15 protein-coding genes are annotated in these 13,330 nt (G+C 42.4%); 1 reads left to right on the forward strand and 14 read right to left on the reverse strand.

From position 1 onward, the window contains the following. Window positions 1-3: 3 nt before the first annotated feature. The 11 genes from JZO70_RS17970 to JZO70_RS18020 form a co-directional block, all read right to left on the reverse strand. Window positions 4-714 (reverse strand): ABC transporter ATP-binding protein, encoded by a 711-nt coding sequence (locus JZO70_RS17970; RefSeq protein ID WP_207675056.1) that lies wholly within the window; start codon window positions 712-714, stop codon window positions 4-6. Window positions 715-870: 156 nt separating this feature from the next. After that, a complete protein-coding gene (locus JZO70_RS17975) occupies window positions 871-1,152 on the reverse strand; it encodes a hypothetical protein (protein ID WP_207675057.1) in 282 nt (93 codons plus the stop codon). Window positions 1,153-1,264: 112 nt separating this feature from the next. Beyond that, on the reverse strand, window positions 1,265-2,398 hold the full coding sequence (locus JZO70_RS17980; protein WP_207675058.1) for a sodium ion-translocating decarboxylase subunit beta: 1,134 nt from the start codon (window positions 2,396-2,398) through the stop codon (window positions 1,265-1,267). A gap of 15 nt (window positions 2,399-2,413) precedes the next feature. Further along, window positions 2,414-2,770: a biotin/lipoyl-containing protein gene (locus JZO70_RS17985; protein ID WP_207675059.1), complete on the reverse strand. Its 357-nt coding sequence runs from the start codon at window positions 2,768-2,770 to the stop codon at window positions 2,414-2,416. A 12-nt stretch (window positions 2,771-2,782) separates the two neighbouring features. Continuing rightward, on the reverse strand, window positions 2,783-3,070 hold the full coding sequence (locus JZO70_RS17990) for an OadG family protein (RefSeq protein ID WP_207675060.1): 288 nt from the start codon (window positions 3,068-3,070) through the stop codon (window positions 2,783-2,785). Between the two features lies 1 nt (window position 3,071). Then, entirely contained in the window at window positions 3,072-4,472 is a 1,401-nt protein-coding gene (locus JZO70_RS17995) for a pyruvate carboxylase subunit B (protein WP_207675061.1), read from the reverse strand. Window positions 4,473-4,962: 490 nt separating this feature from the next. After that, on the reverse strand, window positions 4,963-5,466 hold the full coding sequence (locus JZO70_RS18000) for a hypothetical protein (protein ID WP_207675062.1): 504 nt from the start codon (window positions 5,464-5,466) through the stop codon (window positions 4,963-4,965). 151 nt (window positions 5,467-5,617) lie between these two features. Then, window positions 5,618-6,595 (reverse strand): ABC transporter substrate binding protein, encoded by a 978-nt coding sequence (locus JZO70_RS18005; RefSeq protein ID WP_347565199.1) that lies wholly within the window; start codon window positions 6,593-6,595, stop codon window positions 5,618-5,620. A gap of 483 nt (window positions 6,596-7,078) precedes the next feature. Next, complete coding sequence (locus JZO70_RS18010) at window positions 7,079-7,735, reverse strand: chloramphenicol acetyltransferase (protein WP_207675064.1); 657 nt, start codon at window positions 7,733-7,735, stop codon at window positions 7,079-7,081. A gap of 3 nt (window positions 7,736-7,738) precedes the next feature. After that, on the reverse strand, window positions 7,739-8,320 hold the full coding sequence (locus JZO70_RS18015; RefSeq protein ID WP_207675065.1) for a helix-turn-helix domain-containing protein: 582 nt from the start codon (window positions 8,318-8,320) through the stop codon (window positions 7,739-7,741). Window positions 8,321-8,396: 76 nt separating this feature from the next. Continuing rightward, window positions 8,397-9,221: a class I SAM-dependent methyltransferase gene (locus tag JZO70_RS18020; RefSeq protein WP_207675066.1), complete on the reverse strand. Its 825-nt coding sequence runs from the start codon at window positions 9,219-9,221 to the stop codon at window positions 8,397-8,399. 319 nt (window positions 9,222-9,540) lie between these two features. On the opposite strand from JZO70_RS18020, the gene JZO70_RS18025 reads away from it, so the two are divergent. Continuing rightward, window positions 9,541-10,332, forward strand: a complete 792-nt coding sequence (locus JZO70_RS18025; RefSeq protein WP_207675067.1) for a MurR/RpiR family transcriptional regulator — start codon at window positions 9,541-9,543, stop codon at window positions 10,330-10,332. A gap of 53 nt (window positions 10,333-10,385) precedes the next feature. Here the strand turns inward: JZO70_RS18025 and JZO70_RS18030 are convergent, their stop codons facing one another. From JZO70_RS18030 to JZO70_RS18040, 3 genes are read right to left on the reverse strand one after another with little or no spacing between them, the layout of a single operon-like run. After that, window positions 10,386-10,847, reverse strand: a complete 462-nt coding sequence (locus tag JZO70_RS18030; protein WP_207675068.1) for a glucose PTS transporter subunit IIA — start codon at window positions 10,845-10,847, stop codon at window positions 10,386-10,388. Window positions 10,848-10,862: 15 nt separating this feature from the next. Next, window positions 10,863-11,618, reverse strand: a complete 756-nt coding sequence (locus JZO70_RS18035; protein WP_207675069.1) for a Cof-type HAD-IIB family hydrolase — start codon at window positions 11,616-11,618, stop codon at window positions 10,863-10,865. A 4-nt stretch (window positions 11,619-11,622) separates the two neighbouring features. Next, entirely contained in the window at window positions 11,623-13,296 is a 1,674-nt protein-coding gene (locus JZO70_RS18040) for a PTS transporter subunit EIIC (protein ID WP_207675070.1), read from the reverse strand. Between the last annotated feature and the right edge of the window lie 34 nt (window positions 13,297-13,330).

Raw genomic sequence — 13,330 nt, forward strand, 5'->3', positions numbered from 1 at the left:
ACGCTATTTCTCCTCCTGCGGGTCCCGCAGCAGCTGAATAATTTCCTCTTCAAAATCAGCGTCGTGAATTTTTTCCGACGGGATCGGCTGCAGCTGATGATGATTCAATAAAACAATCTCATCGCACAAATCCTGAGCTAACTGCAAAATATGGGTGGAGAAAATGACAATCGAATCCTTCTTCGCTGCCAAAATCAGTTCCTTCATTTCATGCGCAGCCACCACATCAAAAGAAGTCAACGGTTCATCCATTAACAGAACTGGCGGAGTAATCATCAAAGAAACCACCATCTGCACCTTGTTTTGCATCCCATGAGAGAAATCCTTCAACAACCGATGCTGGTCTTCTTTTTTGATACCCACCATCGCCAGATATTCAGCCGGCGTTTTGGGATTTCTCAAACGATCCTTGTTAATATCCATGAAAAATTTAACAAATTCCACCGCCGTCATAAAAGCCGGCAAATGAGGAATCGTGTAAACATAACCAATATCCGTGTTGTCGTAATCCTGCGGCCCTGCCCCTTGATCCAGCAAAATTTGTCCGCTAGTCAGCGTCATATTCTTAGCAATACAATTAAACAGCGTCGTTTTCCCAGCACCATTTCGACCCAACAGTCCGTAAATCTTGCCGGTTTCAAAGGTAAAATCTGCCCCGTCCAGAATGATCTTCTCATCAAACTGCTTGGCGATATTTTCTAAAACTAATTCCATCGTCCACACTTCTTCCATTTAATTCATAGCAAATCTTTTTCTAAGTGTACCAAAATTTTGCAGGGAGTACGATAACTTTTTCACAAAAAGAGCCTTTGTTTGCGATTAAGCAATAAACAAAGGCTCGTTTCTATATATTAGCACCATCTAGCTTTCCTATTTTGCCATTCTGTGCTGCATTCTTTCAGTTCTTGCTTCGTTCCGATCAAAATCTTGCGGCAGCTGAACTATACCAATTAGTTCATCAAGCAAAGTTTCCTTATCAACCGACTCTTCTTCAATAATGATCCGCTTTTTCCCAACATCATCCACTTCCACCGTCATCATTACGTCTTCTTTATTTTCCAAACCCGCAGCAAGCAAAATTTCTTTCGACAATAATACTCCTTTGCCATCAGCCAATTCCGCTATTTTGCCTTTATCCTTTGAAAGCTCCATCAGCTTCGCCCCCTTTTTTGATTAATTATATCATCTCTGCTTATGCCATATTCGTATTCTCCACAAAAAAAGCCCTTGCCTGCAAGCAAAACCTGCAAACAAAGACTTTCCATTATGCCCCGAAAAAGGCTAACAACACACCCGCCGCAACAGCTGAGCCAATTACTCCAGCTACGTTGGGACCCATCGCGTGCATCAATAAATAGTTGCCGGGATTTTCTTTTTGTCCTTCTTTTTGAACTACCCGCGCCGCCATCGGTACTGCCGAAACGCCAGCTGCTCCGATCATCGGATTAATTTTGCCACCGGAAAGCTTGTACATCAATTTGCCTAACAGAACCCCCGAAGCAGTTCCAATCGCAAACGCCAGCAAGCCTAAGAACATAATTTTCAGTGTCGTCGGTGACAAGAACAAATCGCCATCGGCTTTCGCTCCCACTGTCACTCCCAACAAGATGGTCACAATATACATAAACGAGTTTTGCAACGTTTCCGCCAATTTTGGCACAATTTTGATTTCCCGAATCAAATTCCCCAGCATTAAGCAGCCGATCAATGTTGTTGCACTTGGAACAATCAAGCTGACAAAGATAGTGGTAATTATGGGAAACAGAATTTTTTCAATTGGTCGAACATTTCTGGTTTGCGTCATAACTACCTTACGCTCTTTTTCTGTCGTCAACATGCGAATAATCGGCGGTTGAATAATTGGTACAAGTGCCATATAAGAATAGGCCGCCAACGCAATTGCTGACAATAAATGTGGAGCTAAGCGAGTTGTCACAAAAATGGCCGTCGGACCGTCCGCTCCACCGATAATTCCGATTGAACCAGATTCAGCTGGCGTCATGCCTAAAGCCGTCGCCAAGAAAAACGCTGCGAATATTCCGAACTGTGCCGCGCCTCCTAACAAAATTGTTTTCGGATTGGCAATCAAAGGACCGAAATCCGTGGATGCCCCTAAACAAAGAAAAATCAGCGGCGGATAAATCCCTAGATTGGTTCCTTGATACAGGTAATAAAGCAACCCTGCTGGACTGTCGCCAATCGCTTCACTCATTAATCCCGCCAACGGCAGATTAACCAGCAAAATTCCAAAGGCAATCGGCACCATCAAATAGGGCTCATACTCCCTGCGTATCCCCAAGTAAAGGAAGAAGCAGGCTAACACAATCATGAATAAGTTGTTAAATGTAAGATTAGCAAAACCGGATGTTTCCAGCATCTGCTGTACAATTTCTATCATCGTCTTCCTCCGTCGCTAAATCATAATAAGTAACTGACCTGATTCCACGGTCTGACCCGTTTCCGTCAATACCTCAGAAACCACCCCGTCCATTGGAGAAACAATTTCGTTTTCCATCTTCATCGCTTCCAAAATCAACAGCACATCCCCCGTTTTCACCTGATCTCCAGGTTTAACCAAGATCGACAAAACATTGCCCGCCATCGGAGCCGGAATTTCTGTGCCGCTGCTGACTGGTGCTTGTGCCGGCGCCGCTGCTGGTGCTGCTGGTTGTGGAGCTGCCGTGCTTTTCTGTTTTGCTTCTGCTTCCGAAATTTCTCTCAAGGTGACTTGGTACACCTGTCCGTCTACCGTAATTTCATAGTGCTTCATTAATTCATCTCCCTACTTAATTCTCTCAACTTTTTCAATTTCATAATGCTTATTTGCGTTTTCCTGAGCCGCTTCTGCCAAAGCACACAAAACTGCCACTCGTTCTCGTTCTGGATCGTTGCCAGCAGTCGCTTGGACAGCAGGTTTTTCCGGTGTCTGTACTTCTTCACTTGGTTTATCAAACGCTTGGGCAATCTTTGCCGTTCCCATCATCAGCAGCATCAAACCTGCCAGCACAAGAAAAACCAGCGCCATGGCAACAACGGTTAACTCCAGCGAGTCCATTAGATTAAATTCCATACTACCTCCTTGTATAACCAAATACTTTGATCGGTCCCTCGGTTTTTACTGGTTCTTCAACTACATTATTTTTTGCTAAAAAGTCTTTGCCAACCTGCGGGAACAGGGCATAAATCAACACCTCTTCGTCATTGGCAGCTAAATCGCCAATCTCAGCTTTCAATGTTTCAAACTCTGGCGGAATATGATTAGCCGGCCGATCGGTGATCCGCGGCTTATCCCCTACCATTTCCTGAATAAAATCTTCGGCAATCGGCACCGGCGATTTCCCGTATTCCCCTAAAAGATAAGCCTTCACTTCATTAGACACCATCTTATAGCGTTCACCTGTCAGCACATTCATGGCCGCTTGCGTCCCCACCATTTGACTCAAAGGTGTAACTAGTGGCGGAAATCCTAAGTCAGCCCGCACTTTTGGCACTTCCTGCAGCACCTCATCGTATTTATCAACCGCCTTCGCCTGACTAAGCTGGGAATACATGTTGGACAACATCCCACCAGGCACCTGATAGATCAAGGCTCTAGGATCAGGCATCAGCATTTTCGCATTCAAGATCCCGTTTTCCAAATACTTGTCCCGCACACCCCGGAAATGATTGGCTGCCTCTTCCATTTTTTCCAAATTTAACCCCGGGTCGTAACCTTCTTCTAAAAAATTCAAGACCATTGATTCTGTCGGCGGTTGGCTGGTTCCCTCACTTAAAGGCGACAGCGCCGTATCAATTCGCGCCGCTCCAGCTTCGACTGCCGCTTGGTACGTCATCTGAGCAATCCCGCTGGTACTATGGGTGTGGACAATAATCGGCAACCCGGTTCTTTTTTTCAAACGTGTCACCAAGTCGCGACACTTCACCGGCGTCAAAATCCCCGCCATATCCTTGATACAAATCGAATCGGCGCCCATTTCGGCAAATTTAGCACCTAACTCTTCAAAATAATCGGCCGTATGCACATCACTAATCGTATAGGCAATCGCCAGCTGCGCTTCCTTGCCGGTTTTCTTCACGGCTTTTAAAGACATCTCCAAATTCCGCGTATCATTCAACGCATCAAAAATCCGAAAAATATCGATGCCATTTTCCGCCGACAGTTGAACAAAACGCTCCACCACATCATCGGCATAATGACGATAGCCCAATAAATTCTGCCCTCGCAACAGCATTTGCAACGGTGTGTTTGGTGCCAAGCGCTTGATTGTCCGCAATCGCTCCCACGGATCTTCGTTCAAGAAACGAATACACGCATCAAAGGTCGCGCCACCCCAGCATTCCAAGGACGCATAGCCCACTTCATTCAAAACCGGCAAAATCGGTTCCATATCGGCAATTGACATCCGCGTCGCCATCAAGCTTTGATGGGCATCCCGCAAAATCGTGTCGGTAATCCCAATTTTCTTTCCCATAAGCCTCTCCTCCTTTTACATTTGATTGTCCCAACTTCTGTAACATTTGAAACTCTTCAGCTAACATTTGTTATATTATTAGTTTAACATACTTCGTGGATAAGCTTAGAAAATACCCAGCATGAACCGCTTTTTGTTTCATATCTAAGTCACATCTGCTTTTCGTTTTCCAAAACTTAGCAGAACAACGTAAAAAAGCTTGCGACTCGAGTTACGCAAGCTTTTTTATTACATTTTTGTGAGACAGTAAGGTATCTGATGAATAATAATATATTCCACTAGCGTCGTGATTATGCTTTTCCCCAAAAGCACATTATGCAAAAACGCTTACTTCTCACAAATAAATTATACAATAAAAACCAGCTAAGTTGAATATATTTCGGAATTTTTATGATAAACACGCTTTATAACCATTTGGATACAGTTCATCAGATTACTTATTTTACTTTTTCCTTCTATTATATAAGCAGCTTTTTGGACGGGTAATTCTTTACAAAGCGACGTCAGCTTTTTTTGAATCTGCAACAAGTTGCTCAAGGCGTGCTGATAAATCTTGGTAGGCTTTTTCAGATAATAGATCACTGCGCTGCTGGACCAAATGTAAAAAAGCCAATGGTTCTTCTGCAAGTCGCAATAGGGAATCAATGTAGTTTGCTTGGATACTGCCATTTTCAACCGTCGAAAGATTGCTGTAGCTGATTCCTAATAATTTGGAAAAATCTCTGACTGACAGCTGATAATTCATTCGAATCTGCTTCACCTCTTCTGGTGACAGCAGCGAATGCTTCTGACGATATAACGCATAATCTTTTTCCAAGTTTTTATCAGGATTCTCAAAAGGTTCAAACAGTTCACCGTCAGATAATCTTTGATAATACTCATGCTCAACCTCAAACTGTTCCTGTTTCACTTCAACTATTTCTTTCATTCTTAGTTTTTTGTATTGTTCCTTCACACCTGTCTCGCTAGAATAACGCTCGATTATCTCTTCCATTTAATTCACCTCATTACTATTCTGAATTTGCGCACCAACTATTTTTCGTTACTCCTCAGTAACATAATAGCATATTTATACTTACCCAATAAATCAAAAAATACAAGCTCGACTTCTACCTCAAGTCGAGCTTGCATTCTATATCATCAATTTATTCCTCTGGATTTTTGATGCTTGCTGGATCGATGCCTAACGCTTCACACATTTCTTCGTTGACAAAGAATTCCAAGTTTTCAGATTCTTCAACAGGCATTTCCGCTGGCGTTGCTTCACCCCGCAAGATTTTCGCTGCCATTCTACCAGTTTGAGCGCCCAATTCTTCGTAGTTAATTCCGATTGTTGCAATTCCGGCTTCTTTGGCATCATTAATTGCACCAGCTACTAAAGGCACTTTTTTCTCTTTCATCACATCGCCAACTAGGGTTTTTGCACTGGCAAAAGTGTTATCCGTTGGCAGGTAAATGCCGTCTACTTCATCAGCAACCGTTTGAGAAACTTGCTGCACATCATTGGTGCTGGTTACGGTACGGATCACCGGTTCAACGCCGGCTTTTTCTAAGGCTTCAACCGCTAAATCAGCTTGAATTTTTGAATTAATTTCCCCAGAATTGTACATGATTCCGACTTTTTTAGCATTCGGCACAATCGACAGCAGCAATTTAATTTGCTTGGCAACTGGCGACATGTTGGTGGTTCCCGTCACATTCCCCCCTGGTTCATCGTAGCTCTTCACTAATTTTGCTTCCTGCAGGTCCGTTACACAAGTCACCACAATCGGAATATCTGTAGTAGCTGTTAACAACGATTGACCGGCAACGGTGGTCACTCCCAGTAATAAATCTGGCTCCGATTTGACTAATTTTTCACTGATGCTTTTCAAGTTATCCTGGCTGCCCTGTGCATTGTGGTAATCGATATTCACTGTGTCGCCATCCACAAAGCCTTCTTCTTCCAAGCCGCGAACGAACCCTTTGTAAGAGTCATCTAATGATTCGTGTTCTACAAACTGTAGTGCCCCAACTGTTTTTACATCGTCATTTCCGTTTTCAGTTGCTGATTCGCCTTGCCCACATGCCCCTAATACTAATAAACTAAAAATTCCTAATCCTGCTAATACTTTTTTCATTATTTTCTCTCCCTTTCGAATTAAAAAATCGTCCACCTAGATAGTCTAAGTGGACGATTGGATATAACGAAAGTAAGATTACATTTTCCGCTCTATTCGCAGCCACTTAGAATTACCTACGTGGCTGGTGACGCGTTGAAACCCATTAGCCATCATAGATACAAACTTTGTCCGTTTGTATCCTGATGAATACAAACGTATCTAATAATAGCTAACGTAATAGCGGTTATTCAGTTGTGTAAGAGTATTCTTTAACATGGTAATAACCTCCAACTGATGAATTGAACTTAGTATACCTCAAGAGATATTAAATGTAAATGAGAAAAATAGAATTTGTATTAAAAAAATTCTGCTGATTATTTTGCTATGTTCGATTTAGCCCGGCTAAACAACATTTCAGCCTATATTTTCGGTAGATCGAAATTATTCAAACTTTTCTGCATTTATTTTCGATACACCAAAAATAAATGTACTAAGCTGTTAGCTTCAACCCATCCACTCCGCTGCCGTATCCATCAATTTCTGCAGTTCCTCCAAAAATATTTTCAACTGGTAACCGTCTGTTGCTGCATGATGCGCATTAACCGCCAAAGGCATGTACAATTCCCCGTCTTGCTGGGTAAATTTTCCCGCTTCAAAACTAGGGAAATAGTAATCCTTCAGATTATGATGCTGCAAAGAAAAGCTGTCAAAGCTGAACCAAGGAATGCAGGAGATGACATAAGAATTTTCCGGTGGTGCACCCTTTTTGGTTAACATCCCACGATCGTCGGCGAATTTTTGCGTATCAGATAGATAGCGTTGATAAAACTCGGCAAAATCAGGTGAATATTCCGTCCATAATAAAGAAACTGTCTGATCTTCGTGATGAAACTGTGGATAGACCGGATTCAAGTAATCCCAGTATCCTACTGTTTCATCCTTTACTGCCATTTTTAATTCTTGAATCTGACTTACTACTCGACTAACCGCATACAGATAGGCCGGAAAAAACTTTAATCCCCGCTGCTGTACCTCGGCTTTTAGCTTCGTAACATTTAGTTTGACCGTGACAGAATAACTAGTAGGTGCCATTTGTGAATAGTAATAAAACGACTCTGCTCGCGGCCAGTTTGCCATTGGCTGTGCATAGAAAGTGCTCATTATTTACTCCTTTTTAAATAATCCGTGGGTTGTACAATAGAAATAAAGATTTCCCTGATATATTTTGGGTAGACGAACGGCTGCTTCTTGTTCGGGGTACATTTTTTTCAACAGGACTTGATCCCCAGAAACGATAGCAATGAAGGAAATATAGTGTTCCTTCTCCATCTCATGTTCAAACGTGATATACCAGTCACTTTCTACTTCTTGCAGATGTGCGGTGTGTTCGGCCGTTTCCTTTTGCGGGATCAATGGCTCCAATTTGCGCCCGCAGCACACCATTTCGGTTTTTCCGAATGAAAAATTGATGGTCTGACAAGTCGGGCACGCGTAAAAAGTGATTTTTCGAATATCACCGGTATTTTTTTGCTGGCAAGTTAACTCCCCCGCTAATAATTGATTGGTTTCAACTTGAAAAAGCTGGGAAAGCTTAGTGACCAACGAAACATCGGGATACCCGCGGCCCCTTTCCCATTTTGAGACCGTACGATCACTGATCATCAATTGATTTGCCAATTCCTGCTGCGTCCAGCCCCGTTCTTTTCGCAGCTGACGAATTAATTGTCCTGTTTGGATAACATCCATCCTCTTCAACTCCTTTTTCTAAGCATACGAAACTCTACACCGCAAAACAACCAACGCAGCGTAGAGTTTTCCCTTACTATTTGATAGCAGATACAAAACAGGCTGTGTCAGAATCAGCTTCCCACAAGTCACCTGCAAGATTGCTGTAGACTTCGATTTTTGTAAATCCCTCAGCCCGCAATTCTTCAATCACTTCTTCGGGAGTAAAAACCGTTTCCCAAATGTAGAAGGTTTTCTGGTTTTGTTCGTAAAGTAAATGGTGAGCATCCAAATAGGTTCGGCCATACTGCTTGCTTCGTTGCAAATGCAAGCAAGGCTCAGCGCTCCAAAAACTGTTTTCTTCTATTTGCCAAGTTTGAGTTGGTGTAAACTCTTTGTATTTTTCAGGAGTGAACACATCAAAAATCAATTTACCACCAGGATTTAACGCTTGAGCGGCTTTTTGCAAGATAAGTTTGCGTCCTTCATGAGACAGCACGCCCAAATCGCAATAAATCATAAAAATCAAATCGTATCGTCCCTCTTGCCAATCAGCCATAAGGTAATCAGCACAAATATAGTCAATCTCAAGTCCTTTTTCTTCGGCAGATTGTCGAGCGTAATCGATACTAGTTCGGGAAAAATCCAAACCAGTCACTTGATAGCCTGCTCGCAGAAACTTTTCAGCATAAATCCCCGGGCCACAACCAAGGTCTAAAATTTTAGGATAGTCAACGGCTGGAAATTCTTCATTCAGCCACTTTAGCGATTTTTCGACAAAGCTTTTGTTTCTAGTCGCTCCATCGGCTTGTTCATTTAAATGAGCCGCCAGCATTTGCTGGGCAACATAGGGATCGGTCCAAATATTCTCTCCGGTATCTGCAAAAATGGTCACTGTTTTATTTAGTTGATTGATATTCATGTGGATTCTCCTTTTTTTAAATTGATCGTTGACGGGTTTTGGGGTACACAAAAAAACGTGAAAAAGCATCCTCTAGGCACAACAAATAAACTGACTTCTCTAACGAAATTTTTTCAGTTTATTTGTCTAGACTGCTTTTCCACGTTTCACTAAATTACTTTATTTGTAATGGATAGTGCGCCGGACTGAATCCACTTCCTTTGGTCAACGATCACTTTCAGTTTAGCGAAGTTTGAGCGGTTGTTCAAGGAAAAATCCCGTCAGTAAAGTATTAAATATGCTATACTGCAATTAACATAAAAAACGGGAGTTGACAACTATGGATGCGGTTTACTCGCAAATTCAAAAGCACTATGATGAGTTATCGAGTACGGAACAATTAGCAATTGATTACCTGCTGGATTACCAAGATATTGAAAATCTAAAACTGAAAATTATCGAAGATGCATTACATATTTCTGCCCCTACAATTATCCGCGCCATCAAAAAACTGAATTATCGAACCTTTACGGAGTTTAAGTATGCGCTGATTGCCACCCGGCAGAAAGAGGAGCAAGCACGGCCTGAACGAAGCTATGAAAATATGCTGCAAACGATGGCCTCCGATTTTGACCGCACCCTGCACATGATGGACAAGGAAAAACTAACGGCGATTGCTGAAGCCATTTTAAACAGCAGAAGAATTTTTTGTGTTGGCATTGGCTCTAGTGCTACTGTCGTGAATTCCTTTAATCACAAGCTGAAAAATTTTGGTCTATGGTCCAATGATTATTCCGAAGTGTTCCCCATTCGGGATATTCCAGACGTGGCGAAAAAAGAAGATTGTATCGTGGTGTTTTCCCTTAGCGGATCAGAAGAACAGCTGATCGAAGTCATTACGGCTTGCAAAGTAACCGGCTGCAAAATAATTACGATCACTTCTTTATCCAGCAATGCCTTAGCGAATCTCAGTACAATTGCCCTGATGATTCACCAAAGTCCGCAGCAGCGGAAAAAGATGCGTTCCCGCTTAATGCTGTCAGTGGCAAGTGAAATTATTTTTGAGACTGTCTTACTCGTCAGCGACCAAAAGGAGCATGAACTAAAAAGTGCTGGTCAACTAACTGAATAACAAATAAAGCCGCAGTCTCCCTTTTTATCGGTTGGCTGCGGCCTTGTTTTACTTTATTCTATTTTCGCTAATTCATCCAATACGGAAACATCTTTTTCCTGGCTATACTTTTTCTTTTTCAAGGTTTTACCCGTGGCGATAATCATAATCACCGGGTCTCTCCCTTCGGCTCTGACCATATCGACATCCATCGTTGCCAACGCATCACCAGGTTTTACTTGGTCATTTTGCTGAACGTTGATCTCGAAGGGTTTGCCGCCAAGCTCCACGGTATCAATTCCCATATGAATCAGCAGTTCAGTACCGCCCTCCATTGTGATACCAATGCCATGTTTTTGTTCAGACAGCATGGTTATTGTTCCTTCAACCGGACTGACAATTGTATTTTCACTTGGGATAACCGCCACGCCGTCTCCCATCATCCCTTCAGCAAAGACTGGATCATTCACCTGTTCAATCGGAATAAAGCGGCCGTTGACGGGGGAAACAATTAGTTTCTTTTTTCCAAATAGCACCTGCTGTTCCTCCTTTTAAGCAATTAATTTTTTTACTTCATAAAAATTATTGATTACCGTGCTGGCATACTGTTTAACCTGTGCCGAAGCATGGGACATACAAAATGAGTAGTTTGACGTTTGGAACATGCTGATATCATTTTCTGAATCGCCTACTGAGAAAATTTGCAGATCCTTGTGCTGCCGAACAATTTCCAAGGCGTGCCCTTTGGTAATATTTTTAGGGGTAATTTCGATTCGCTTCTCGCCGCTTTTACAAATCGCCAAATCGGGAAAACGTACCGACAAATCCTCCAAAAGCTGATCACTTTTATCAGCATCTGGCCGAATATTGATCTTGAAAATTTTCTTTTGCTGCAGCAGTTCAAACAATCCCTCCGGCTCAACCAGCTGCATATTCCACAGCCGCTCGATATCCTCAGATTTATGGGTGCCAATCCGCTGATCACCATCCAACGCATCAAACACCAATTCTTTTTCCTGGATGTAAGCCAATATTGGTTCCAAAGAGTCTTTTGAAATGGTTTGTTCAAAAATACGTTCGCCGCCTACTTCAACCACAGCTCCGTTAAATCCAATTTTCACGTCGGCCTTAATGCCAGTCTGTTCTTCAATAAATTCGATTTCCTTAATGGAACGACCGGTCGCAATTCCTACCTGCATGGTTTCCTTTAAGTCCAATAGTGATTGTTGATCAATCGATGCAACTTTCCGCGAATCCTTGACAAATGTGCCGTCTAAGTCAGTTATAATCATTTTTTCAATAGTCATTTATTTATTCCGCCAATCCGAGAATATCCTGAATTTCAACCTTCAGCTGATTCGCACGACCACCATAGATGGATTGCATCTGCATACCAGATTTGTTAAAGCCCATCGCATTCAAATCGGACTTGATCCGATCACTGTCAACAACTGAATCATCTTTTACATTGATTCTCAGGCGAGTGATACACGCATCCACGTTGTCAATATTTTCAGATCCGCCGTGAGCATCAATCAAGGCAACCGCTTGGTCATGCAAGCTCAATTTAGCCCCATCAACTGCTCCACTTTGTCTTTCTTTCTCGATGTCTTTAAGGGTTTTCACGCCCATTTTCTTACGAGTTTCATCCTTACCATGCAATGCGATAGTCGCTGGATCATCCTCGCGGCCTGGTGTCTTAAAGTCAAATTTCTTAATTACATAAGTGAAGACTACAAAGTAAATGGCGAAACAAAATACCCCAATGATCGGCAATAAGAACCATTTTGTACGTGTCCCTTGCAGAACGCCGTAAATAATAAAGTTAATCAATCCGTGTCCAGTTGGTGTAAGGAAAGCCGCACCCGCTAAGTTCGCTACCAACATAGTGGTTCCTGCTAAAACAGCATGAACGCCGTAAAGTGCTGGAGCAATAAATAAGAAGGTAAATTCCAAAGGTTCAGTAATACCTGTTAAGAATGAAGTTAACCCTGCCGCAAGCAGCAAAGATCCTACTGTCTTTTTATTTTCTGGTTTCGCAGTAACATACATCGCTAAAGCTGCACCTGGTAAACCGAACATGTTGAAAATAAATTTCCCTGATGAGAAACGAGTAATCATCGGATCAATCGGGCTTTTACCAGCAAGTGCTGCCATGTAGGCATTGATTGTTCCTGAAAATTCTTGGCCGCCAATTAAGAAGGTTCCGCCTAACGGGGTTGTCCGTACTGGCCAATTTAGTCCATGATGCAAACCAAATGGCAAAAGCAACCGTTCAATAACACCGTATGCAAAGGTACCAAAGTAACCAGATTTCAAAATAGCTACTGACAACAAGTTAATTCCCGCTTGAACTAACGGCCAAACAAAGAAGAATCCAACTGCCACCATTGCCATTGCCGGCATAATCAAAATCGGTACCAAACGTGGGCCACTAAAGAAGCCGAAAATTTGCGGTACTTGAACTCGGATGGCTTTTTTGTGGACAAGATAAACAATAATACCAGTAATAATCCCACCAAATACATTTAAATCCATCGTTTGAATTCCCAGAATCGTCGTCTGCATGTTCGCAGCCATTAATTCACTGGCATTTTCCGCACTAGCGTCAACCAGCTGACCGCTTGCTGCTAATAAGAAGTTCAACGTTTTGTGTAATACTAAAAATCCTAATAATCCTGATAAAGCAGCCGAGCCTTTTTCCTGTTTCGCCAATCCAACAGCAACACCTACCGCAAAAATTACCGGCAAATTACTGAAGGCGACGCTTCCCAACATATCCAAAAATCCCATAACAAATTGCAACGTCTCATTCGCCATCCATGGGTGCATCTCTACCGTACTCGAATTGGTGAAGGCTGACCCGATTCCTTTTAAAATCCCAGCAGCCGGCAACACCGAAACCGGTAACAAGAATGAACGTCCGAATGTTTCAAAAGCTCGGATAAACTGATTTTTACGACTTTTCTTTGCAGTATTTTCCACTTCTAATTCCTCCTATTTATTCATTTACAAACAC

The organism is Candidatus Enterococcus moelleringii, assembly GCF_017377575.1.
GTDB lineage: Bacteria > Bacillota > Bacilli > Lactobacillales > Enterococcaceae > Enterococcus_A > Enterococcus_A moelleringii.

Coding starts and splice junctions, on each gene's coding strand:
- JZO70_RS17975 (WP_207675057.1), bottom strand. CDS start 1,152: ATGGAGCTTTCAAAGGATAAAGGCAAAATAGCGGAATTGGCTGATGGC.
- JZO70_RS17995 (WP_207675061.1), bottom strand. CDS start 4,472: ATGGGAAAGAAAATTGGGATTACCGACACGATTTTGCGGGATGCCCAT.
- JZO70_RS17990 (WP_207675060.1), bottom strand. CDS start 3,070: ATGGAATTTAATCTAATGGACTCGCTGGAGTTAACCGTTGTTGCCATG.
- JZO70_RS17980 (WP_207675058.1), bottom strand. CDS start 2,398: ATGATAGAAATTGTACAGCAGATGCTGGAAACATCCGGTTTTGCTAAT.
- JZO70_RS18015 (WP_207675065.1), bottom strand. CDS start 8,320: ATGGATGTTATCCAAACAGGACAATTAATTCGTCAGCTGCGAAAAGAA.
- JZO70_RS18035 (WP_207675069.1), bottom strand. CDS start 11,618: ATGACTATTGAAAAAATGATTATAACTGACTTAGACGGCACATTTGTC.
- JZO70_RS17985 (WP_207675059.1), bottom strand. CDS start 2,770: ATGAAGCACTATGAAATTACGGTAGACGGACAGGTGTACCAAGTCACC.
- JZO70_RS17970 (WP_207675056.1), bottom strand. CDS start 714: ATGGAATTAGTTTTAGAAAATATCGCCAAGCAGTTTGATGAGAAGATC.
- JZO70_RS18025 (WP_207675067.1), top strand. CDS start 9,541: ATGGATGCGGTTTACTCGCAAATTCAAAAGCACTATGATGAGTTATCG.
- JZO70_RS18020 (WP_207675066.1), bottom strand. CDS start 9,221: ATGAATATCAATCAACTAAATAAAACAGTGACCATTTTTGCAGATACC.
- JZO70_RS18010 (WP_207675064.1), bottom strand. CDS start 7,735: ATGAGCACTTTCTATGCACAGCCAATGGCAAACTGGCCGCGAGCAGAG.
- JZO70_RS18000 (WP_207675062.1), bottom strand. CDS start 5,466: ATGGAAGAGATAATCGAGCGTTATTCTAGCGAGACAGGTGTGAAGGAA.